The 24,063-nt window shown below is 40.4% G+C and carries 22 protein-coding genes; 12 read left to right on the top strand and 10 right to left on the bottom strand.

Going from position 1 to position 24,063, the window contains the following annotated elements:
• Nucleotides 1-19: 19 nt before the first annotated feature.
• Entirely contained in the window at nucleotides 20-655 is a 636-nt protein-coding gene (locus tag IC007_RS07125) for a superoxide dismutase (RefSeq protein WP_054845061.1), read from the bottom strand.
• A gap of 167 nt (nucleotides 656-822) precedes the next feature.
• Between IC007_RS07125 and IC007_RS07130 the strand changes: the two genes are divergently transcribed.
• Nucleotides 823-2,727, top strand: coding sequence for a hypothetical protein (locus IC007_RS07130; RefSeq protein ID WP_149564843.1), 1,905 nt, complete (start codon nucleotides 823-825; stop codon nucleotides 2,725-2,727).
• Between the two features lie 47 nt (nucleotides 2,728-2,774).
• On the opposite strand, the gene IC007_RS07135 is transcribed toward IC007_RS07130, so the two are convergent.
• The 4 genes from IC007_RS07135 to IC007_RS07150 form a co-directional block, all read right to left on the bottom strand.
• A complete protein-coding gene (locus IC007_RS07135; protein ID WP_084739578.1) occupies nucleotides 2,775-2,993 on the bottom strand; it encodes a sulfurtransferase TusA family protein in 219 nt (72 codons plus the stop codon).
• Between the two features lie 107 nt (nucleotides 2,994-3,100).
• Complete coding sequence (locus tag IC007_RS07140) at nucleotides 3,101-3,865, bottom strand: thioredoxin family protein (protein WP_149528554.1); 765 nt, start codon at nucleotides 3,863-3,865, stop codon at nucleotides 3,101-3,103.
• A 1-nt stretch (nucleotide 3,866) separates the two neighbouring features.
• Nucleotides 3,867-5,519: a helicase C-terminal domain-containing protein gene (locus tag IC007_RS07145; protein ID WP_084739576.1), complete on the bottom strand. Its 1,653-nt coding sequence runs from the start codon at nucleotides 5,517-5,519 to the stop codon at nucleotides 3,867-3,869.
• Between the two features lies 1 nt (nucleotide 5,520).
• Nucleotides 5,521-5,811 (bottom strand): hypothetical protein, encoded by a 291-nt coding sequence (locus tag IC007_RS07150; protein ID WP_054845058.1) that lies wholly within the window; start codon nucleotides 5,809-5,811, stop codon nucleotides 5,521-5,523.
• Nucleotides 5,812-5,929: 118 nt separating this feature from the next.
• On the opposite strand from IC007_RS07150, the gene thiC reads away from it, so the two are divergent.
• The 3 genes from thiC (at nucleotide 5,930) to IC007_RS07165 (ending at nucleotide 8,320) form a co-directional block, all read left to right on the top strand.
• Nucleotides 5,930-7,246: a phosphomethylpyrimidine synthase ThiC gene (gene thiC, locus IC007_RS07155; protein ID WP_149528555.1), complete on the top strand. Its 1,317-nt coding sequence runs from the start codon at nucleotides 5,930-5,932 to the stop codon at nucleotides 7,244-7,246.
• Nucleotides 7,227-7,532, top strand: coding sequence for a Rieske (2Fe-2S) protein (locus IC007_RS07160; protein WP_054845057.1), 306 nt, complete (start codon nucleotides 7,227-7,229; stop codon nucleotides 7,530-7,532). The genes thiC and IC007_RS07160 overlap by 20 nt, the downstream gene beginning before the upstream one ends.
• Before the next feature lie 77 nt (nucleotides 7,533-7,609).
• On the top strand, nucleotides 7,610-8,320 hold the full coding sequence (locus IC007_RS07165; protein WP_054845056.1) for an HAD family hydrolase: 711 nt from the start codon (nucleotides 7,610-7,612) through the stop codon (nucleotides 8,318-8,320).
• Between the two features lie 24 nt (nucleotides 8,321-8,344).
• On the opposite strand, the gene IC007_RS07170 is transcribed toward IC007_RS07165, so the two are convergent.
• From IC007_RS07170 to IC007_RS07180, 3 genes are all read right to left on the bottom strand, one after another.
• A complete protein-coding gene (locus IC007_RS07170) occupies nucleotides 8,345-8,506 on the bottom strand; it encodes an AbrB/MazE/SpoVT family DNA-binding domain-containing protein (protein WP_054845055.1) in 162 nt (53 codons plus the stop codon).
• Between the two features lie 119 nt (nucleotides 8,507-8,625).
• Nucleotides 8,626-9,009: an OsmC family protein gene (locus IC007_RS07175; RefSeq protein WP_149528556.1), complete on the bottom strand. Its 384-nt coding sequence runs from the start codon at nucleotides 9,007-9,009 to the stop codon at nucleotides 8,626-8,628.
• A gap of 92 nt (nucleotides 9,010-9,101) precedes the next feature.
• The gene (locus tag IC007_RS07180; protein ID WP_054845052.1) at nucleotides 9,102-10,283 is read right to left on the bottom strand and encodes an MFS transporter; all 1,182 of its coding nucleotides are present in this window, start codon (nucleotides 10,281-10,283) and stop codon (nucleotides 9,102-9,104) included.
• A gap of 129 nt (nucleotides 10,284-10,412) precedes the next feature.
• Between IC007_RS07180 and IC007_RS07185 the strand changes: the two genes are divergently transcribed.
• The 7 genes from IC007_RS07185 (at nucleotide 10,413) to IC007_RS07215 (ending at nucleotide 18,179) form a co-directional block, all read left to right on the top strand.
• Nucleotides 10,413-11,300, top strand: a complete 888-nt coding sequence (locus IC007_RS07185; RefSeq protein WP_054845051.1) for a Rieske 2Fe-2S domain-containing protein — start codon at nucleotides 10,413-10,415, stop codon at nucleotides 11,298-11,300.
• Nucleotides 11,301-11,370: 70 nt separating this feature from the next.
• Complete coding sequence (locus tag IC007_RS07190; protein ID WP_054845050.1) at nucleotides 11,371-11,925, top strand: hypothetical protein; 555 nt, start codon at nucleotides 11,371-11,373, stop codon at nucleotides 11,923-11,925.
• Nucleotides 11,926-12,148: 223 nt separating this feature from the next.
• Entirely contained in the window at nucleotides 12,149-12,484 is a 336-nt protein-coding gene (locus IC007_RS07195) for a hypothetical protein (protein WP_149528557.1), read from the top strand.
• Nucleotides 12,485-12,592: 108 nt separating this feature from the next.
• Entirely contained in the window at nucleotides 12,593-15,661 is a 3,069-nt protein-coding gene (locus IC007_RS07200) for a S41 family peptidase (RefSeq protein WP_149528558.1), read from the top strand.
• Nucleotides 15,662-15,802: 141 nt separating this feature from the next.
• Nucleotides 15,803-16,009 carry a hypothetical protein gene (locus IC007_RS07205; RefSeq protein ID WP_054845046.1) on the top strand — a complete coding sequence of 69 codons (207 nt, stop codon included), beginning with the start codon at nucleotides 15,803-15,805 and terminating at the stop codon, nucleotides 16,007-16,009.
• Complete coding sequence (locus tag IC007_RS07210; RefSeq protein ID WP_054845045.1) at nucleotides 16,006-17,643, top strand: DNA polymerase domain-containing protein; 1,638 nt, start codon at nucleotides 16,006-16,008, stop codon at nucleotides 17,641-17,643. Before IC007_RS07205 ends, IC007_RS07210 begins: the two co-directional genes overlap by 4 nt.
• A complete protein-coding gene (locus IC007_RS07215) occupies nucleotides 17,631-18,179 on the top strand; it encodes a hypothetical protein (RefSeq protein ID WP_149528559.1) in 549 nt (182 codons plus the stop codon). The genes IC007_RS07210 and IC007_RS07215 overlap by 13 nt, the downstream gene beginning before the upstream one ends.
• Here the strand turns inward: IC007_RS07215 and IC007_RS07220 are convergent.
• Nucleotides 18,162-19,262 (bottom strand): MFS transporter, encoded by a 1,101-nt coding sequence (locus IC007_RS07220; protein WP_084739573.1) that lies wholly within the window; start codon nucleotides 19,260-19,262, stop codon nucleotides 18,162-18,164. The two genes, IC007_RS07215 and IC007_RS07220, sit on opposite strands and share 18 nt — an antisense overlap.
• A 166-nt stretch (nucleotides 19,263-19,428) precedes the next feature.
• Entirely contained in the window at nucleotides 19,429-19,770 is a 342-nt protein-coding gene (locus IC007_RS07225) for a DUF2173 family protein (RefSeq protein WP_054845041.1), read from the bottom strand.
• A gap of 286 nt (nucleotides 19,771-20,056) precedes the next feature.
• Here IC007_RS07225 and IC007_RS07230 point away from each other — a divergent pair, with 286 nt between their 5' ends.
• Complete coding sequence (locus IC007_RS07230) at nucleotides 20,057-23,932, top strand: S53 family peptidase (RefSeq protein WP_054845040.1); 3,876 nt, start codon at nucleotides 20,057-20,059, stop codon at nucleotides 23,930-23,932.
• The last annotated feature ends 131 nt before the right edge of the window (nucleotides 23,933-24,063 follow it).

The raw sequence follows: 24,063 nt of genomic DNA on the forward strand, positions 1-24,063 counted from the left end.
AGAACTAGTAGAAAAAGTTTTAGCTCTTTAGATATTTTTGCAACTTCTTCTCAGCTTCGTCCCAGTTAGCTAGGTTCCACCAAGCGTTTATGTAATCTGTTCTCTTGTTCTTGTATTGTAGATAGTAGGCGTGTTCGAACTCATCAACTATCATTACAATCGGGAGTTCAGCTATGTGGTTCTGGAAGTGATTCTCGAATGTCATGATTTGTAGGTTGCTATTCTCCTGATCATAATAAAGCACAGTCCAACCAGTTCCGGGTAAGGAATTAGCAGCATCATTGAACACTTGCTTAAACTTGTCAAAGCTACCGTATTGCTTATCGATCAAGTCTGCCAATGCTCCTCCAGGCTTTCCTCCTCCTTTTCCGTTAGGAGCCATCATCTGCCAGTACATTGCGTGCAGCTTGTGACCGTTTATGTTGAACACTAGTCCTCTCATCAGACCCATCATGTCGTATTGTCCGGCGGCCAGTTCACCTTTTACTAACTTATTCATCCTATCCAAGAACGAGTTAGCACCGTTAACATACCCCTTATGATGACCGTTATAATGAACATCTATTATATCTTTACTAATGTATGGTTCTAATGCATCTAGCTTGTATGGAAGTGGAGGTAATTCGTATTTTTTGAACTCTACTTGAACAGCCATGATTTCAATGGGGCTCTATCATTTATATCTTTTATGTTAATAGAGTTTATGTACGAAGTAAATTAATATAAACATGAAAGTAAGATACCGTCGTGAGTTTCTTATGTAAACTCTATATTTATGAGACAGTAAAGTCTATTTATTAGTCTTTGCAAATGAAAGATGTAATGACTATTAGATTCCCAACTATAGATAAATTATATAACTATATTGACAGAGTAATAATTGGAATATTAACAGGTTTCATTTCCTTCAATTTATTGAAAGGAATTTCCTTGCCTTATGGTGTTAATTATTTTGTTACTGCGTTGATAGTTGTCGCATCTGTACTGCTGGCAGGGCTAATGCCAGCATTATTAATGATTGGAGCAGTTACCTTAGAGTTTCTAAAGACCTACTCTATTCTAGGCACAGATCTGTTTGGGAAACCTGATATAGAGTTTTTAGCCTTATCTTCTGTATCTTTAATATTATTAATAATAATTCCTATTATAAGCTATGCAAAATACCTCGATTTGAGCTCTTATGTAATTTCCTTAGCCATAATATCGTCGTTGATAGGTCCTACAGTCAATTACTTGTTATTGGATATCCCTTTATTAATTATTGCAGGTTTCTTTGCAATTACACAAAAGAAAACTGATATTGGAGCTTCAATACTTTCGCCTCTTCCCTTCTTCTCTGTTTTCTTACTAAACTTTACTTCTGCAGATAAAGCACTTTTACTGATTGCTGCTATCCTTATCGAAATATCAAGCATACTATCTTTCTATTTAAAGAACGGAATAGCGATCGTAGCTGGGGTTCCTCCAATTATCTCTTCGATTATACTATCAGTCTCTCTTCCGTCCGTGAATAAGGAAATCATACTGCTATCATCCATAATGTCCTTGGCGGGCATTTCAACGTATGTAGGGTATTCCTATTTAGTCTCAGTTTCAGTTTACAAAAACGAAATAACGCTTAAGAAGAAAAGTCTGACAGAAGACCTACAGGAGGCAATAAAGGGTCTCAAGGATCTAGATGCAATGAAGAGCGAGAATTTCCCAGTAACCAATAGCGTACAGCTTGCCCTAATGAAAATGGATGAAATAAACAAGAAAATAGGGGAGTGTAACTCTCCAAAATGTTTGGATCAACTGAGGGAAGAAATGGAGGCTGCATTATCAAGTGTCTCTAGGTATGTTAATGACATCATATTTGAAAAAATAATCACTTTCAATAACGTGATAGATGAGCTAAAGAACAAGGGACTAGTAATAGACAAAATAGAAATACCTAAAGATGAGCTTAAAATAGATTCCAATACTTCCTATACGATTGCTAGGATACTTTCTAAGATAGAAAGTGAGTACACACTTGCCACGCAGACTGTGTTAAAGATTGCCGATAAACTCAATGAAACCACAGGAATAGAGCTCACACATGACGTAAGAGTAATACCAGACATAGAGAAGTTGCCTTCCTTCTATGACAAGCTAGTTGATCCTGTAATAATGGAAAAGATAAACAATTGCCTTGACAATCTCCTTTTGTTATTACAAAACATAAATGAGATGAAAGAAGAAAAAGATAGAAATGTGGAGATATTTAAATCTATAATAGATGCCAAACAGTTGAAAGGAATAAACAAGATTGATTATTCCTATGATACGATAAAAAGAGGATTAAATTACGTCTATAACTTCGTCAATGGTCTAATAGATGAGAGCTCTGCTATTATATCAGTATATCCTTTTCTGACTAACATAACAAAATTGGATGTCCTTCAGAGAATAAAACAAACATTGACAAGCGAAGGCGTTCCTATGTGTAGGAAAATAAATGTCCTATCGTCTTCCGTAAAAATGCTAGAAGACACTTCATCAGTCCTGAAATATAAGGACTATCTGAAGGACATTGACAGCATAGTTTTAGGCATAAAAGGAGAATTACAGTCAGATGGAAAACAGTGTATATCTTTAGAGGAGCTCGGGATTAAGAAGGATTTAGTTCCTTTCATTGATGCTAAGATAAAAGACGAGAAGGACGGAATATTGATAATAGATGGCAACTTATGTAGAAGTAACTAACACTATTTCTTTCCTTATTCCCTAATTTGTTATGGTCATTATCTAGTTTATCTCATTCTCTTTATTGTTATTTCTGCATGGTCCTCTATTGTATCAGCCTTGAAAATGAAACGCGGAGCGTTTCTAAGTAACTGATGTGTGCATATTATTCTGTCTTGATCGGTTATTACTTTTAAGCTTTCCCCTACTTTTAGATTTACTAGGTACTTTGAGATTTCAAGTATAAATTCCTCACATGGTTTTCCGCGTAAATCTAACGATTCCATAGAGGAAACAAGTAATTGACAGTTTTATATTTATCCTATTAACTCAATAAAAAAGATAATAGTTATTTATATAAAATGAAAGCTAGAATTTTAGGTTGATAGAGAAATCAGGAAGTTAGGTTTTCTAATTTTCTCTGCTCTTTAACAACTTTTTCCCATAGAGAATCATAGTTATTAAATAAATATAAATAAGCTTCTGATATCCTACTAATTACTGTTTTATCACTCAAAGGATAGATTCTAAGGCCAACTCTTCCAACTGCTCCTCCTCTAACCATTAACCAGTGAGAGAATACCTCCAGAGGATATGTTTTAGCGATGTCCTCTTTGTCCAATTTGCGCTCATAAAGCCAATAGAGTTCCCTGACGAAGTTAGAAGCTATGTTTCTCATCATTCTTTCCTTCCACTCCTCCAATAGCATGTCTTCTTTTTCCTTGACATCTTTTAGAATCCTAAGGTAGAGCTGTTCTCTTCTATCATCTATAGCTATTCCAGTTACTGCCATGACGAAGTCCTTCTGCTCAACGAATAGCGAAAGGTCTCTATTCACGTAAATCCATGCAGTGGCAGCGAAGGAATCTACAATACCTTCCATCAGTTTCTCTAGAAGCTGATCTTCTAGAATAGCAGATTCAACCTTATTCCCCTTTAGTATGTCGTCCAACTTATCGAAATCGACCTTTCCTGCAAAAATTAGATTTCCATCTACAAAAACTGAAGGAGTAGATATAACTCCTCTCTCGAAAGCTAGAAACGGGTATTTCTCTGTATCTATTATCTCTACTTTCTCGATTAGTCCCTTTTCCTTTAGGTAGTCGAGAAGAATATGGCACTCAGTGCAGTTCCTGTGAGTAAAGACCTCTATCTTCATCCTAGAGACGGATTACTTTAGGGTTGAAGCATTTAATATTTTTCTTCCACCATAGATTGTTAAACCTTCTGTCAAGTAACCAAACATTGCTTTTGTCTTCTGGACTTCTTATACTCCTCCCTATAGCTTGCCTTACGGAAATGTAAGCTGGCATTTGCATCAGCTCCTCCAAGTAATTCTTTTTAGAAATCTTGGATACCTCTTCAGCTCTTGCCTTCATGTAGTCGTCCAAAGGAGGATAAGGAACCCCGACTATTGCGACATCACTTATCAAGCTCCTTCCGTCCTCGGATACCTCCACTCCTTCCGAAAGTTTACCCCTAGCAGTTGCCATTATCAATACCTTAGGCGTATGCTTTACATGCTCAATAAGGTCGTCTATTTTAGTCCTCGGCGTTTCAGGAAAAGTGTTTATTGACCTTATGAATGAGGAGATCTTCTCTATCATCTCGTAACTGGGGAAAACTGATAAAACGTGCCTAGCAGACTGATAATATATTCTCAGGAGATATGACGCATATCGCTTGCTCATCTCCTCTCCCCTCAACGCGTAAGATGAAGTAACGTCAAGCGCAATGAAACACTCGTATTGACCACCTACTCTTCCTACTTCCTTCTCCACATCAACATATACTGCGTCTTTTCTCAGCCCTAAAACAGAGGAAAAGTATTCTTTGCTTTGCAGTGTGCCGGACATAAATATTCCCTTCACGTCATCGTCATTGAAGAATTCTAAGTATTTCATAGACGAGACCGGTTTAGCCACAAGATTATTATTTGACGAGAAAACCTTAATTTCGCTGTCTTCTAATGACTCGAAGAACTTAACTATAGAAAGAAGGTGATTAGCTGTTATCTTCCTCTGAGCTATCATCTTTTGAGAGAGATGAGAAGCTTCATCCGCTATCACGGATAGCTCTTCCTTCTCTAAGAGGGAGCTTACACGACCTTTATCTAATAGTATATACTTCTTTTCATTGAAAACTAAGCTCGTCATTTTTGATCTGAGTTTGTCTAAAATTAGTCTGGTCTCTTCGTTTTCAGCTTGCTTTAAGGCAAGATTTATCGAAGCCTGAGAGATCCGCCTTTCCTCCAGATCTAGAAGACTGTCCAAGTTGTGGGCTTCATCTACAACTACTGTATAGTCGCTCAAAGATATGCCTAAGGAGTCCCTAAGCGACGGTATGAAGAGGTAAGGATATGTAATTAAAACAACGTCAGCCTCCTCCACCGAATTCATTATTGAATGATATGGACAGAAACCCTCTCTTTTTCCCTCTTCTTTGAGCTTAGCAAGGTACTCGAAAGGTGAACCTTGGAAGACGACATCCCTCCAAGAAAGATAAACGCAACCAGAGCAAGATATGTCCTCAGGTTTTGCCTTCTCGTCTGCCAATAAGCAGGAATTTGTTCTACCTACAACGGAAACGTACCTTTTGTCTTGGAAATGCGTCTTTATTTCCCTGTAAAAGGGATAAAACTCATTATGAGTCCGTACGGTAATCAATACCTTGTTTGACACTGAGAAAGCAACATCCAATGCAAAGAAAGTCTTGCCACTTCCAGTTGGAGCTTGTAAAAGAACTACTTTATCCCGCTTTAAACTAAAAATTACTTTATCCCTTAACGATCTTTGCCATTCCCTATATTTCAATTCAATACTCAGCCAATGTGTTTATCACTATTTCCTCTAACATTATGTACTTCACATAGTCCTTCTGTGCTAAGGAAGCGACATCTTTAGCTTTCCCTTCAATTTTTATTACAGACATAAAATTATAAACCTTATTAACCTTAGCGGAGGAAGATACGTCCTTAACTACGTCCTCTGACGGAGGAACTTTAGTTAAGACTATAGCCTTTACATCTGTCGAAGGTGAACTCTTTGCTACTTCTACTATCCTATAGTCCACCTTGGACCTTATAGCGTCCTCTAAACTTATCATTTCTCTCTACCTCTTAATTGCTTATATAGAGTTCTGACATTATAAATTAAACCCCCAAACACTCTTTAAGAAGGAACCTATATAATTAAGTTATAAAGTAAGTTATACTAGGAGAGAAATGCCCACACAGATGGAGCTTGCTAGAAGGGGTCAAGTAACCGAAGAAATGAAGGTTATAGCTCAGAAGGAAGGGGTCGACCCTGTTTTCTTGAGGGATAAAGTGGCCTCAGGCAAGGCAGTTATCTTCAGGAACTTGACCAGAAGTAACATAACCCGTTTCACTGCTATCGGAGAAGGACTTTCAACTAAAGTAAACGTGAACATAGGAGCTTCCACTGATCGCTATAACGTGGAGGAAGAAATGGAGAAAGTTAAAATAGCTAATGAGTATGGCGCAGATACGATCATGGACCTAACCGATGGCGGAGACATAGACTACATGAGAAGACAAGTAATCACAAACGCTGTGATGCCCGTAGGTACTGTTCCGATATATCAAGTATACTACGAGATGGTCGCAAGGAGGAAATACGTCATAGACTTCACGGAGGATGACGTTTTCAGAGTCATCGAGAAGCAGTTCAAAGACGGAGTAGACTACGTAACAGTTCACACTGGAGTTACGTTGGAATTAGCCAAGAGAATACCAAAGGTGAAGAGACTTGCAGGAGTTGTGAGCAGAGGAGGTACAGTAATGGCTGCTTGGTCACTTTACAACGAGAAGGAGAACCCGCTATACAGCAATTTCGACTACTTAATGGAGCTAGCTAAGGAGTACGATGTGACTTTGAGCCTAGGCGATGCGTTAAGGCCTGGGGGAACAGCGGACGCCCACGACGAACTTCACGTGGGAGAACTGATGGTTAACTCGAGACTAGCTAAGAGATGCGTAGAGAAAGGAGTTCAGGTAATGATAGAAGGTCCTGGGCACATGCCTCTTGATCAGATAGAAATGGACGTTAGGCTAGAGAAGGAACTCTCAGGAGGAGTACCCTACTACGTCCTCGGAATACTAGTAACCGACATAGCTGCAGGATACGATCATATAGCGGGAGCCATAGGAGGAGCTATTGCGGCATCAGCTGGTGCGGACATGTTGTGTTACCTCACTCCCGCAGAACATCTCTCTCTTCCTACTCCAGAGCAAGTTAAAGATGGGCTCATTGCGTTCAAGATAGCTGCTCATGCGGGCGACATGGTAAAGCTAGGGGAAAGAGCTAGGGAAATAGACAACAAGATGAGTAAAGCTAGGGGAACTCTTGACTGGAAGACTATGTTCAGCTTAACTTTAGACCCTGGTAGAGCTAAGAGCATTTATAGACAGTACAAGTCCATAGAGGCTGGGTCTTGCACTATGTGTGGAGATCTATGCGTTTATTTAGTACTTCCAAGAGCAATTAAAAATAAGAGCTCTAATGTCTCTCAGGATAAATAAATCTGAGTTCAAAACAGGGGAGAAGAAAGTAGTCAAAAACGGAGACACAGAAATTCTGGTAATTTACCTAGGAGGAAGCAGTTTTTATGCGGTAAATAACAAGTGCCCACACCTTGGGTGCAAGTTGGACAAGACAGGAGTAGTCATAAGAGAGGAACTCGTATGCCAGTGTCATTTCACTCATTTCTCTTTAAAGACAGGAGAGCCCAGAAGGGGAGCTACAAGAAGACCATTACCTATCTATAAGGTTATTGACAAAGGAGACGAAATAGAAATAGAGACATAAGAAAAATAGTACAAGTAAAAATAGCTGTACTGCCTCGTTTAAGCAACGTTTTTATCTTTCAAATTCTAACACTCTTGATGAAATTAGAAGTAATATCTCTCGACTTAGGAGATACGCTGGTGCATAACGAGCCGTGGGGATATCAAATAATTTCTGATCTGCTCAAAGATTTGGGCTATTCTGTATCTTCTAAACAAATATTTAGAACTTCAGCGAAATTAAGAGGCAAGAAATTAAAACCGAACCCAAATGGAAATAATACACCTTCGTTAAGGGAGGTTTTCTCAGAGCTTAACATTAATATTTCTGATGACGAAATAAAAATAATAGAAGACGCAAACAAACAAGCTGAGAAGGAGGTTTTCCTCTACGATGACGTGATAGATTTCCTGGAGACAGTTAGATCCATGGACATAAAGACTGTTTTGGTAAGTAATGCAGCGTATAACGGAAAGGCAAAGAAACACCTTGAAACTTTCGGGTTGAGGAAGTACTTTGACAAGGTAGTTTTTTCGTTTGAGGTTGGTAAAGTAAAGCCTGATCCTGAAATTTTTAAAATAGCTATAGCTAACCCTAGAGAAAACGCAATTCACCTAGGAGACATATACGAAGTAGACGTTCTGGGAGCTGTTAACGCATGTCTTCAAGGTGCTCTTATAGACAGAAGGCAAGCATATGAAGAAATTGATGATAAGTATCTTAATCTAAGAGATTTCCTAAGAAACATGGAAAAAGCGGAAAATAAAATTATAGAAAAAGAGTGTATAAAGGAAAGGGATCAAAACTAGCTTTAATACGCTCTAACAGCTAATTCAAAAACCTTTAGTATCGAATACCTTAATTGTTACCTCGTTCTTACCTTCCTCGAATGTTATCTTTACTAGATCCCCTTCCTTTATCTGAAACTTCTGTCTTACTTTTGCGGGTATAGTTATTTGATAGTTTCTTGATACTTTTACTATCTCCTCTACCATATTTGATTATATGAAAACTCTTTCTTATAAATCTTTTCTTACCATTTAGATCAAAAGTTGCTCTTTTTTATTTCCTTTTTAATATAACATACATAACAATTTTTGGACTTCCCGTCCAGTTATGAGTGTGGAACTATCTCAATTTTTTCTGGAAAAGAGTTATAGACTGGGCAATCCTCCTTTACTTCATCTACAACCTTCTTAGTTTGATCTAAAGAAAGCCCTTGAAGCTCAATTGAAACAACTACTTTCTGTATGACCGTCTTACCTTCATTTCTCTTCTTCTCATCGTCTATCACGAAAGTAGATTCTACTTTAACTAAGGAAGGTTTCAAGTCGTTCATGAAACACACTTGTTTCGTCATCACGAACATACAATGCGGTATTGAAACCATGAAGGCGAAAAGTGGCCCTTGTTGGTACATATCCATGAGGGATCTAATAACTCCACCGAAATCTACCTCAGGTTCTTTATCTCCCTTTAAAACTAAAGTTAATTTCATATGAAAAATTAAAAAATATTTATTTAAAAGTTTACCATAAGCTTCTCCATTGAATATTACATCAGTTTTTATAAACAATAAACAGATGATTCCTAACGTTTTATTGCCTGAGACTCCGACCTAGGTTTCCTTAGTAGCGTGAGGTAGAGTATTCCACTTATAGCTTGTATTACCCCTCCAAGAAACAACGGGTAAAACGTACTCATTTCCATTAATTCTCCGCTTAGTCCGGAGCTCATCTGAGCTCCGCGAGTCGCTATTCCCTCAATACTTGAGGCTGCACCGAAGTCCTCTGAACGCACTCCTCTCACATTGATAGCAACCCTATTAGGTGCGCCTATTCCAGCGTTCATACCTCTCACAAGATAAAGGGCAGAAGCTAAGGCAAACCAAGGAGAGATCGCCATTAAAATGAGAAATATTCCATTCATTGTCCTTGTAAACGACGCGATTTTCAGGATATCCAAGTGAATTCTTGTAGCTAGAAAAGACCCTACGGATGTGAAGAGATAGGATAGAGTAAATACTATACCTATTTCAGATGAATCGACACCGTAACGTATCTTAAACCACAAAGGGAGCAAAGGTATGGCCAGACCTATTCCAAATCCAGCTAAAGCGTTAGTTACCATTACTTTGTAAACGTAGCTGAAGCTACTCCTTGTCATTACCTTAGATGTCTTCCTCGGTCTGGCCTTCTCTTCTACCTTCAAAATTGACAGAAGTGAACTCAATAGAAAGAATGACGACACCAGGAAAAGGATTCTGTAGTTTTCTACATTGCTAAACGGAAGATAATTATGAATTATCAACATAGAGCTACCGATTATTGAAGCTAACGAAGCTGAGGAAGTTAAAATCCCCATTTTCTTAACTCGTTCCCTCTCGTCTGGCCAGTTGCTCACTACTAAAGCGGAGAGCCCAGGAGAATAGACACCCCTCATACCACCAGCAGCACCGCCTATTCCAGCTACTATGAGGGAAGCGGCAATCAGATAGAAGTTACTTGAAAGTGAGAAAATGAATGCCCCCAAGGTAGAGATGGAATCCCCTATGATGAGAGATTTCTTATAGCCGTACCTATCTCCTATTAAACCTAATGTAATTGAAAGCAAGGAACTAAATCCCACCACGCCCAGAAACACTACTCCGATGATTACTACAGATACGTGAATTAATGACAAGTAAAGCGAAGATGAAAGTGTTATAAATATAATCCCTATACTTCTCATTATTCTAGAAAATACCAGCCATCTAAATCCCATCTCACTCATGGATGAGATTTAGTACGACTATTAACTTAAAAATTATCTTAAGGAAGATCAAAGAAGTTTTTCATAACCAAAATAGTGTTTTAATAATACAACACTACATTATTTAACCATAAAAAGTTGAATAGCCATATGTGGTACGTTGCAGGGCGGAATTTAGAAGAGATCCAAAGGGTTAGAGTGAAAGGAATAGACTTAGTTATATGGAAAGGAAGTACATGGGCTGCATTCGATGATAGGTGCGCCCATAGAGGAGCTAGACTTTCCCAAGGTAGCATCAAAGAAAAACATCTTGTGTGCCCATATCACGGGTGGGAATACTCTGATGACGGGAGCGTAGTGTTTGTACCCGCCCACACCATGAAAGGACCGGGGAAGGCAAGAAAGTACGAGGTTATGTCACAATACGATTTACTCTGGGTGAAACTAGACGATCTGTCCGGAGAAATACCCAAGTTCCAGGAATATGGAGATCCTTCCTTCATGAAGGTCCACTGCGGACCCTACCTCTTTAACGCTTCCCCCTTCAAGGTCGTAGAGAACTTCCTTGATGTAAGTCATTTCCCGTTCGTCCATGAAGGACTATTAGGAGACAAAAATAACCCGTCAATACCACATTATAACGTGGAAAGTGAAGGGGATATCATAGTAGCTAAAGACATAAGGGTTTTCCAGCCCAATCCTGATGGTAGCGGAAATGGAGGCTGGGAAAACTACACTTATAAGATCCTATCCCCCTATTCAGCATATTTCATTAAGGAAGGAGATGGGGAGAGAAAGTTCTCGATCTTCATGACTGTCACTCCCATGGAAGAGAAGAAAACGATGATGTGGATGATAATTGCCAGCAACTATCCTGGGGATCCTAACGAAATGAGGAAGTTTCAAGACACTTTAGCGGAGCAGGATAGAGCAATAGTTGAGGGCCTTGTAGACGGACCCGAAACGTACGTGAGCTCCGATGCTACTGTAGTTGCATATAGGAAATTACTAAAGAAAGCTGGCCTTATGGACTTTTAGATGACAGAAATGATTTTTCTATAGAGTTTAAGACATGTATTTAATAGTGATTTACAAGACTACCTAATTGATGAAGAGTATTGTTAACCCTTTAACGTTGAGGCTACCAAAGAAAATTCAGCTATACGACGGAGAAACAGTCTCTTTAAATGACAATGATATAAAGAACGAAAGAAATTTTTGTCTCAAGGTCCCTCCTACCTACGTTAACTCTGTAGCGTCGTCCCTGATTAAGATCGGTTTTAAGAAGCCATCTTTGGCGTTCAAGATGGGAGAAAAATATTCCCTCTCAAAAGTTGTCCTCTTTCCCTGGGAACTACACATTAGAATATATGATAACGGATGTATTTATTCTCACATAGAGATATACAGAAAATATATTCAGCACTTGCTTGGTTATACCTTTCCCTACCTAGAAGGTACCTTCTCTTTGATATCGAATATCCACGAAGCTGAACTGACATATAAGAACATCAAGCTCAAGAAAATCTTGGAATACAAAACTTTCAGCCTCAAAAGTCCCAGACTCCTTCTGCCATGGAAACCGTTATTCATGCTCTCCGCTGTCATAGCAGGGGTAAGTTTAGGAAAACATATACAAAGGAAATTTTCCGGATGGACTTGACATATTTTCGATTATGAATTATAAATTAAAGAACACTACAGGACAGTTAAGCTATCCGTCTTGTCGTTCATCATCCACACACGTTTCATGACACTATATAGTAAATTTAGTGCTATATACTCTATATAGATGGCAACACCTTAATAATAGATTTAACTTATATTAAATAGCTATTAAATGAAAAGCTTAAATTTACTCTCGAGAAAATTATAGGGTGGACATCATGAGCAGGGCTATAAGTAATAAGAGGGTAATAGAAATCCCCGGTGTCTACAGGAGCTGGTTTGAGGTAATGACATGGATAGAGAAAGCCGAGGACTTTGGTCCCGTTGGGGTAATAGAAGGTATGGACGAGATAGAGAGCCTCTTAAATGAGCTATCCTTCAAGAAAATGGAGTACGATAGAGACACCGACATATATGAAAAGGAATTGCAAGGTGAATTGTACAGAGTTTATGTCATTAAATCCTCATCTTTCATAGCAGGAGAGCTCTTTTCTAAAGGAATAATTAAGAGATTAAAGGAATTTTTAACAAGGAAATCATCCAAACAAAAATAAAATACTATTTTTACTTTAATAACAACCGTTATTGAACTAATCAAAAGCCTCACCTCCTAGGTGAATCCATATTTTTAATCTACTCAGCTTGACGTTTCAGAGATCAATATGGCTTATTTAATGTACCCGGATATTCATGGAGAAAAAATAGCGTTCGCAAGCGAGGATGACTTATGGGTAATGAAACTAGGAGAAAGCAAACCGACTAGGCTTACTTCAGGCTTCGGCGCAATCACTAAAATAAAGTTCTCCCCAAAAGGAGATCTAATAGCGTTTACAAGGCTTCAGATTTCAGGAAATTCCGCAGCTGAGGTTTACGTTATACCTACAGAGGGTGGAAACGTAAAGAGAGTTACGTTCTTCGGAAGTCCAACTACAACGGTGGTTGGGTGGACACCCGAGGGAAAGCTTCTAGTTTCTTCAGACTTCCAGACTCCTTTCGCTGCATGGAGAGATCTCTTTGAGGTAGATCCCAATGGAGGCGAACCGAAGAGACTTAACTTAGGCCCGGTCACAGCTATAGCTTACGGCGAGAAAGCGTTCGTGATAGGAAGGAACAACTACGACCTCACTTATTGGAAGAGGTACAAGGGAGGAACAAGAGGAGTGTTCTGGATAGACAGAGGATACAAGGGCGAGTTCGTCAAGTTCCTCGAGCTTGATGGAAACTTGAACTCGCCTATGTGGGTCGACGGTCGTTTCTACTTCGTCTCTGACCACGAGGGAATAGGAAACTTGTATTCAGTTGACATAGAAGGAAAGGACTTGAGGAAGCACACAGACATGAAGGACTTCTACGTAAGAAACGCTAACACAGACGGGAAGAGAATAGTGTTCCAAAGCGGAGGAGAGATATATCTGTATCAAGAAGGGAAAGCCCTGAAACTTGACATCAATGTTCCAATAAGCGGAAAACAGAAGCAGGAATTCTTCGATGAGGGTAAGAGCTTCAATACGTTCTCACCGTTCTCTTCAGACCAAATAGCGGTAATTAATAGAGGGAGGGCATATCTATTAAGTTGGGACTCGGCTCCAATCCCGATAGGAGATATAAGCGGAAATAGCAGATATAAAATAGTTTCTTCCGACGGAGAATCTATACTTCTCGTTAGGTACGACGACGTCATTGAAGTATACGACAAGGACGGAGAGAAGAAGGCTGAGCTGAAACCAAAAGTAGGTATGATAACTGGAGCTAAAATATCAAAATCTAGAATAGTTCTATCTAACAAAAGAGGAGACCTCTATCTTCTTTCCGATGGAATGAAGTTAATCGATCACAGCGACTACGGCGAAATCACGGACTTCACGATAAACCAGAACGGATGGATTACATATTCTAAGCAGGAGGATCTGGAGACCTTCTCTATCTGGACCATAATAGACGACAAGAAGTTCAGGGTTACGAACGCAACCGGGAGGGACTTCTGCCCTACCTTCAGTAACGATGGAAAATATCTTTTCTTCCTCTCTGTTAGACATTTCGATCCAGTAATGGACGAAATGGTCTTTGCCTACGACTTCCCCGCTGCAACTAAACCTTTCGTTGCGGTGATGAAAAAGGGTGTTCCCTCTCCTTTCCTGAGTATGGAAGGGGACGGGGAGTTAAACCCTGAAGGGGCTATAAGGAGAGTTGAGGCTTTCCCAATAGATGCCGGAATATTCAGCAAGATAAGACACCTCAAGGGTAGCAAAGTAGTCCTCCTGAAGTTTCCAATAGAGGGGAGAGCGAAATATTGGCTTTACTCTTCACTTGAAAGGGTGGGTTCACTGATAGTCTACGACATGCAGACCGGGAAACAGGAAGAAATTCTCAACGACGTGATAGATTTCGAGATAGCAGGAGACAAAGTAACAGTCAGGCAAAAGGGCAACGTGTTGAGGATAGTAGACATGGAGAAGAAGCCAGACCTAACGTCAAAGGAACCGGGTAGGAGCAGCGGAGTGCTGGATCTAGGCAGGATCAGAACTAGGGTAAACCCCGTGGTGGAATGGAAGCAAATGGTCAAAGAAACGTGGTATCTCATGAAGCAAAACTACTGGAAGGAAGTTGACGGCTCATGGGAAGGGGTACTCGAGAAATATCTGAACCTCACGGAGAAGGTCAGCACTAGATACGAACTGATGGACTTGATAAACGAAATGCAAGGAGAAATGGGTACATCTCATTCTTACCAAATAGTCAATGACCTAAAGGTGGAGAAACCCTACATGATAGGCGGTTTAGGAGTCCAAGTCAAGTTCAACGGCGAGTGTTACGAGATCACCAGAATATTTCACGGAGATCTCTCAGCTGAAGGAGAGAAAAGCCCCCTTTTATCTTCTGGGATAGACGTGAAGGAGGGAGACTGCATCGTTTCCATAGACGGAGTAAGGCTTTCTGAGGAGGTCACTCCACAGGAGGTCCTCGTCGACAAGCAGGAAATCCCTGTATTGATAACCCTAAAGCATGATGGAAAAGAGACAAAGGTGAACGTAAAGACGACCAGAAACGAGAGTTATCTGGTCTACAGGGACTGGGTGAGAAGAAACAGGGAATACGTCGCTGAGAGAACCTCAGGTAAGGTAGGTTACGTTCACATACCAGACATGGGTCCTATGGGATATTCAGAGTTCATCAAAGACTTCATTCACCAGATGGACAAAAAGGCTTTGATAATAGACGTGAGGTACAACAGAGGTGGCCATGTGTCTCCTCTCATAATAGACTTCCTTTCTAGAAAGAGAATCGGTGCTGATTTACCCAAGTATAGGAAAGCGTCACCTTACATGCCGTTCTCTCCACCTCCTTCAATGGTATGTTTAACTGATGAACACGCTGGATCTGATGGCGACATATTTACCCACGTTTTCAAAAGATTAGGTCTTGGCAAAGTCATAGGTGTTCGCACTTGGGGAGGAGTAGTTGGGATAAACCCCAAAACTAGGTTAGTCGATGGAACTACAGTGACACAACCTGAATTCGCGACTTGGTTCGACGACGTCAAATTCGGAATAGAGAACTACGGAGTAGATCCAGACATTAAGGTAGAGTACCCACCTCAGGACTATAACAAAGGGGTAGACCCCCAACTTGATGAGGGAATAAGAGAAGTGTTAAAGGAGATGGAAGGAAAGGACGACATGTTAGAAAAAGCTGAAAAGGATCGCGAAGAAATAGAGAAAAATGGGAATTAACAAAAAAGAATATACAATAATAATGTGTTTCTATACATGATTATTTTTTATAAAAACTATAGTTTCCGTTTTTCCCACCTTACAGCATCGCTATGATCACTTACGTTTCACACTCCCCCATTTTTTAATCCGTGGTAAATTATGGGAAGAACACAGCCTTCCCTTACCAAGTCTGTAGATAGGGAGCTTGAAAAGTTAGAACGAGTGGCAAGAAAGCTGAGAGATGAAAGAATTACAAACAGGATAATCAGAGTAAGGGAAAACGTGAGGTACATAGAAGAAGCTATGCAAGACGAGGTCTCAGATCCACTCGAGGTAATAATGTTAGCCTTTCTGGTGTCTGAATGAAAGGAGTGATCATAGATATAGTTCCGGAATGGGGAAGGCTCAAGTTATTGCTTGATGGAGGAAGGAAAGCTTACGTCCCGGTCACCTACCCATTTTACGTCAAGGAGATCGATGCATCAGCATACTCTCATCCAGACGTGGTTTCGGTCGAGAGGGAGACCTGGAGGACATTTGAAGGCAGATTACCTCTGTTCAGGATAGAGTCCTTCAACCATAAATTGAGGGTCAGGAACCGTGTAAATTCCTTTCCTCCTAGCTGGGTTCAGGCTTACGTAAGGAAGGGAGCTTTGCCATTAAGGAAAGTAGAGATAGGTAAGAAAGACGTAATCGACCTAGGGGATGGCTTCTATGAGGTTAAAACTCTAGAAGTGAAAAAACAACCCTTCTCTAAGCCCAAGGTTCTACTCAACGGTGAGGAGATAGATTACATCCCTACTAACGCGGTGGATATATCGCTGTCCCCGCCATCAGTAAGGGTCTCGTCCCACTTGTCCTTGAACTCAAACAAGGTAAGAGTCAACGTTGGGTTGAGAGGACTCATGGAGTGGAGCGTGATCTCAAAGATGTCTCTCCTAATGGTAGTCTCCTCCACAATAGGCAAGATACTTACTACTAATGAAGCATGGACGGCCCTAAGCAGGAAGTTCGTAGTCCCAAACGTCAGGCCTAACGTGGAGAGGGAAAGGACGATCTCTGAAATAAGGGATGCGGATAAGGGAGGGTTAATACTTTTCCCTAAACCTGGAATTTACGACGACGCAGTCCAAATAGACTTCAACTCCATGTATCCCTCCTTGATAATAAATAACAACATTTCAGCTGAGACCGTAAACGTTGGGTGCGAAGACGTGAGGACTGAAATAGGACATACTATCTGCAGGAAAGAGGTGGGGATAGTCCCTGAGTCCTTAGATTACCTGGTCAGGAGAAAGGAGGAAATGAGGAACATGGACAGGGAGAGAATGGAAGCTATAAAGTGGGTTCTTGTGGCCTCTTTCGGCTACTTGGGATACAGGAACTCGCGTTTCGGAAAGATAGAAGCTTATGAACTAGTGACTTTCTTCTCCAGGAAAACAATGAGGAGGGCAATAGAAGTAGCCAAGGACCTAGGAATGGAGGTGTTACACGGGTTAATAGATTCCCTAATAGTCAGGGGAAAGAGGGATAAGATACCTACCCTGATAGAGGAGCTTGAGAGAGCCACGGGGATCAAACTCAAGGTCGATGCCGATTTCTATTGGGTATGTTTCACATCCTCTGACAAAGGAGAGCCTTACCCACAGAGATATTTCGGAAAGACTAAGTCAGGAATGAAAGTGAAAGGGGTCGTGAGGAGAAACCAGCCTAAGCTGATACAAGACTTTCTCGAGGAAGTACTTTTGATTGCGTCTACAGAAGACTCAGCGGACGACGTTAAGAGGAAAGTCGTCGATGCACTACCCCAGCTTACCGAGAGATACCTTTTCAGGGCTCACTTCGGCTCACCCAGAGACTACGTAATCATGATAAAGGGAAAGCCTTACATCAAGGGAATCAAGTTCTATACAGCTCGGGAATACCTTGGTCATGACCCTTTATACTACGAAGAATACGTCAAGAGGACTTCCCTGGAGGTGAAGAGGTGGTTCTCTTGAGGACTGGGATCTGGGAAATAGACGAGATAATAGGACTTGACAAAGTAGTGGGTTTCAAATTCGAAGACGTCGTGCTCATGAGGATCTTCTATCATAGGACTATCGTAGAGTCGGCACCGGTAAGCTTGCTGTTAGTAGGAGACGCTAGAATAGACCCTTATCTCCTTAACACGTTCTCTAGAATAATGGACAAGGAAGTTGAAGATCAAGTAAAGGTAAGGAGAGCTTTCAAGAAAGAGGACGTCGTACCTGCAATAGACTCGTTCGCTGGAGATCTTATTATAGTTAATCCTTACTTGTACGGGTGTTCTATCTATTCATCACTTATGAAGAGAAAAGGAAGAACATTTCTCTTCTTCATAGAAGAAAAAACTTACTTAAGGGCAGAGTCCTCTATCATAGAGCTAAAAAGAGAAAGAAAAGGAAATGTGAGTGTAAAGGTAAGGAAGAGCCCGTTGCGTCCTGACCTCGAAATGAAATTTCCTACCTATCTCTTGTACTGCAAGGAAGAACCGGGATTAGCTAAGTGGCTTTGAGTCATTGACTTTCCTGAACATAAAGAAAAACGCTATGCCTGAGATTGAATATAAAGACGCTGTTATCAAGAAGGGTAAAGTCAAATTACCTAGTCCGAAGAACATACCTCCTATTTCCGGACCCAGAGCTCTGGGAATGGCGTGAAACAGATTCACGAAACCGTTCCCCCTGCTTCTTTCCTCCCTTGGTATGAGGCTCAAGATGAATGCTTCCCTTATAGGTGAAGTCATGTTCATGAGAGCGTTTCTTACCACGTAAACTAAGGAAGCGTCCAGAAAAGACGAAGTGAATGGAAGATAAACCAGTAAAAGAATTGAAGCTATTTCTGTAGCGAAAATCGTGTTAACTGTACCGAACCTCTTCGAGAGAATAGGAGATATCATGCTAGAGAAGGCCAAAGTAAGCTCCGAAATCACATATATCGGAGCCAATTCTTCCCTTCCTATTCCGAACTTCAAGTAGAACCATAAGGACATCAATGGAATCACCATTCCAGCTCCTAGACCAATCAGGGAATCCGTGGAGAACTTAAAGATGGTCTTTCCAGACTTGAGCCCAAATGTGAATTTACGTTGCGGTGAAGAAGTCTCTCCTACCGCTATCACCAAAGCGATGGATATTATGTAGATGATCAACTCTACAGAGAAAACGTAAGGAGGATCTAGAAACCCTACTATGGCAGATCCTAAAACAGAAAAAAGGATTGAGCCAGAATTGACCCTGCTCAGATCCCTTTCCATATCGTCGCTGAGATCCGATATCATAGCCATCTTTATGGTTCCTCCTCCAAATCCTCCCAAGGTTATATAGCCAAAAGGAATCCCAACGATCAAAAGGATTATACCAACTATTGACAATAGAGACTGGATTGTTAACGCTCTAATTTTGCCGTAAGCGTCTGCATATGCTGAAAGAACCAAGGATACAGTAGCTGAAACTAATATGGCTAAAGCAAGAAGCGTTCCTATCTCGAAAGGAGACAGCCCTAATCCCTTGAGGTAAAGAGGAATCATTAGGGAATTGGCTCCCCATGTTATTCCAGTCACCATAGAAGAAACAATAAGTAGCGATAGCTTCCTCATTATAACTACTTGTGGTATAATTTCAGCTTATAGAGCTATCTTTTTATACGTCGCTTTAGGGGACACTCTTTGCTTATTAAAAATTCTAAATTGGATTTAAAATGAACTAGAGGATATAAACACTCCAGCACTAAAAATAGTTTTTAAAAAAATAAGTTATTTTCCTTCACTTATGTGCTACTTCGTGTAGAACCTTAAACGCTTCGTTGAAGTCTGCATTGCTTAACTGTACGAAGACCCCGTAGTTCCCTTCTACACATACCGCATATTCGCCAGCTGCGACTGCCCATCCTACAAGAGGAGACCATTTCATTCCAGTCATCTTTGAGAATCCCTCTGATTGCATCTTAGCCATCATTGTGTTAGCTGCGCACATCATTGCTGCCATCTTTGCAGCGTCCTCTGGCATCTGTCCTTTATAGGCCACCAACTCCCCATTTTCCTTGAACTCTCCTGCTGCAACTGCACCTTTTATTTTCATTAAAGTTTCGAGCTTTTCGTGTGTCATAAAGACTACCTACTTTATATCTTTTATTCCATATATATAAGATTTTTGAGTAAACAATGATAAAATGAAAATAAATAATTATTAACATATTCTAGTTACGAATAATCTATAATGATAGATTTTCACCAATGTCATGCCGAGAGAACGTAAAAATATTTGAAAAAACATAAATAGACATATAATGATAGGTAATTTCCAGATACTGATATAATATAATCTACAAGTCAAAAGAAAGAGGTTTTATATTTAAATAATTTTTATATATTAGTTCTGTCGCTTACTTTACATGGGAAAAAGAAGCTTCTTAGGTATAATATTAATGCTAGTCATGATAGTCCCAGTTTTAGCCTCTTATGAAACTACGTTAGGATATAGCCAACAAATTCCCAATACCTCCTTACCTAGCTATAACATCCCAGAGGTGAAGGGTTTCGTTTATGAAGGAACGTTAAACCCTCATACATCGGTTGTAGTTACTTTTCAAATACCGCTGAGAAACCTAAACCTACTCTATTACTATGCAGAACAGACATCTGATCCAGGCTCTACACTATACCATCACTTCCTTGCCAAAGAACAAGTCAGGGAATTATTCTATCCAGTTCATAGCTACGAAAAACTTCTATCATGGGTAAAAGAAGAAGGGTTAAAGGTGATATCGAGTTCTACGGATTCAGTTATAGTAGTAGAAGGGCAGGCTTATCAGTTTCAGAAGATTGGTCTTAACTTCTTAGTTTTCAGTAATGGCACTGAGAGTTACTACGCAGCTTCCGGGAACCTAAATGAACCAGTTAGAGCTTTCGTATATTCTAGCAATCTATCCAACATTTTCTTCCAACATCCGTCCACACTTTTCACACACATGAACGCTAAAAAGGAGAACGTGAATTCTACCGCTCCGATAGAGGGGTATCCCATAAAGTCCTTATGGGAGGCGTACAACATAACACCCCTATTCTCCAATGGAATAAAAGGATCTTCTAACTTCAGCATAGGCATACTGGACTTTTACGGTGACCCTTACATAAAACAGCAATTAGCGTTCTATGACCATGCTTACAACATATCAAGTCCTCCTTACTTCAGCATAGTACCAATAGGACCATATGATCCGAACTTAGGGATATCTCAAGGTTGGGCTGGGGAAATAAGCCTAGACGTCGAGTCAGCCCACACAATGGCACCAGGAGCTGGAATAACTCTTTACATTGCTAATGGAAATCTGCCTCTTTATAGCATCATATCCTGCATAGATCAACAAGACAATGTCACAGATCTCTCAGAGAGCTTCAGCATACCAGAAGAAGACTTCTCCACCTTTAACGGACCGGAGTTCTACAGTTGTGTGGTTCTCACAGACGAATATTACGCAATGGGAACAGCAGAAGGAATAACATTCCTTGCATCTTCAGGCGACGCTGGAGGAAGCGGATATAGCGCTGGACCTCTTGGAACTGTAGGATATCCTTCAACATCTCCTTGGGTCCTCAGTATGGGAGGGACTACAACTTACATAGATTTCGGGAAAGGGATAGTAACCACATCATGGTCTAACTACGGCTTCATTCCCGACGGAATTAACTACGGCGGCAGCACTGGAGGCGTTAGCATAATTGAGCCAAAACCTTGGTACCAAAACGTTAGTACACCTTCCTCATATCCTCAGGGAAGAGAGATCCCGGATCTTTCAGCCAACGCTAACGCGTACCCAGGTGTATACATAATTTGCCCAGGCAACATCACCGAAATCAGTGGAGGTACAAGCGAAGCTTCCCCTCTCATGGCTGGGATGATAGCGTTACTGTCCCAATATGTAGGAGGAAAGTTAGGAGATTTGAATCCTGTAATATACAAGCTAGCTGAAAACTCCTCAATATACCAAAAAGCATTCGTGCCAATCACATTCGGATATAATATACCATGGATTGCCAAGTACGGATATAATCTAGTGAATGGCTGGGGTTCCGTAAACTTAGGCTATCTATCACAGTACTTAAAACAAGAACACGCATTGCCTTCTCTTTCCGTGTCAATAAGTGTACTTAATGGAACTCCTAACGTTACTCTACCTAGCGAGGTTTTCCTTGGAGAAAAGTTAGAGGTCACCGCAAACGTCACATATAACGGCACTCCAGTCATTGGAAACGTCACGCTCCTTGTAAAGGACGTTATGGGGACAGTAGAGGCACTCAAAATGCAAAGGGAAAACGATATGTACGTGACTTCCTTTAAATTACCTTCAAACGACAGCGGAATAACATCGTTGACAGTCGTAGCGAAAGGAGAAGTTAATGGATCTAACTTAACTGGAGTAGGAATGGTAGAAACTTTCGCTGGTTACTATATCTGCTTCCAGAGTCCTCAGCCTATGACGCCTTACTACACCGAAGACAATGTAACCGTCGTAGCTAACGTTGAGGGGATTTACGGACAACCTTTCAATGAATCTCAAGTAGAAGTAAACGTGTTCTATTACAACTTCACGTCAAACGAATATGAGCTAGAAGGAAGCCTCAATCTCACATTCGATAACTCTACCGGTGAATGGGTTGGTTATCTAGCGGGTAATTACAGTCCAGGAGTGATCCTCCTTATGGGCGAAAACGCTTATGGGTTCGTTTCATTCTACAATGGATTTGACCTTCAATCTATTTTCGTTTTACCTCAGGTAGTCTCAGAGCCAGGAAGCGTTTCTGGTGGACAATATATCATGGTATTTGGTACTATAACCCCGCCCTCGAATCTACCCAATTCAGTCTATTCAGATTCAGTATCTGGAACTACAATCAATGTTACTTTACTAAGTCCTAACAATACAGAAATAAGTGAGTCTTCACTGTACTATAATTCATCTACACAGGAATACGAGGGAGATCTATACGTACCCCCTACTGTACACCAAGGACTCTATGACGTGATATTCAACGCTCAATACCAATCATATTCTCTAGATCAGAACATTACAGGCTACTTCTACGGTCAGGTCTACGTGACCCCTCAAGGTTCCATTCCTAGGATAAACGTTTCAGAATATTCGCTACAGGGAAGCATCATGAAGATTTATGCAAACATAAGCTACCCTAACGGTACGCCAGTGGAATATGGAATGTACTCTGCGACCATCTTCCCCTACAAGCTATCAGCTGAATATCCGGAGATAAGCAATGTGCTAGAGATACCCTTGTTCTTTAACTACTCCACTGGGTTATGGGAAGGAAATGTGACACTGCCTTCCATATATAATGACGGAAATCTCACTTACCTAGGTTCTGGGATCTCTCAAGGACCTTTCTACATCCTAATCACTGGAGAAAGCTACAACGGGGTACCCACCGGAGTAGAACTAAAGTATGCTAAGTCATTCACTATAGAGCCTTACAGCCTTGTCGAGAACCAAAACGTCACACTTCCGTTACCATACACCTTCTTCGTCGGAGATACAATACAAGGCTTCCATGGCACACTGATGAACGATATGTTCCAGAACACTTCTATCGTGGGAGGCAAGCCTACGCTGATCCTCTCTTCTGGGTCGGTAAGCGTTTCTGGAACTAACTTGACCATTGCAAACAGTAATATGGAGGAAGTTGAAGCATACGATTCTAATATAACGATACTCGACTCGCATATTTCAAACCTAGTCTTAGTTAACAGCAGAGTGATTATACTGAACTCTAACGTGACTAACGTTTCACCTACACCAGTGAGGATTGAGGCTCCTGCGGAGTTGACCGTCAACGGTACATTTACCCTTAATTTCACTGTCCTAGGAGAGTCAGTGAACCATGTGACAGCCTACTTGAACGGAACTGAGGTAGAGACATACTATAAGAACGGCACTCTCGAATTGACCTTGAACACGTCTCAATTGAAGGAAGGCGCATATCAGTTATTGATTAAGGCAGTTCAAAACGACGGGGTTAGTGCGTCTCATAAGACAATTATAAACGTTAATACTGAACTCAGTGAAGTTTCGTCCTCATTGAGCAAGGCTGAGAGCAATCTAACCACAATCAAGGACAATGTTAGCTCCATTAATTCCTCAGTTTCTATTGAGAAATCTAATGAATTACAAACTAGAATATATTCCGAAATAGCTATTGCAGTCGGTATAATCTCTTTAATAATAGCCATAATAGCATTAATAAGAAGAAGAAAATGATTTTTTAAATACTAAATAATTATTTTAGTCTAGTTAAAACTAGACCTTCTTTTTTAACCTTAATAACGTTTCAAATAGTATGTCATGTAATGTTTTTCCCTCTTTTTTTACCGATCTTCTATTAAATTTTA

It is taken from the genome of Sulfuracidifex tepidarius, assembly GCF_008326425.1.
GTDB classification, from domain to species: Archaea; Thermoproteota; Thermoprotei_A; order Sulfolobales; family Sulfolobaceae; genus Sulfuracidifex; species Sulfuracidifex tepidarius.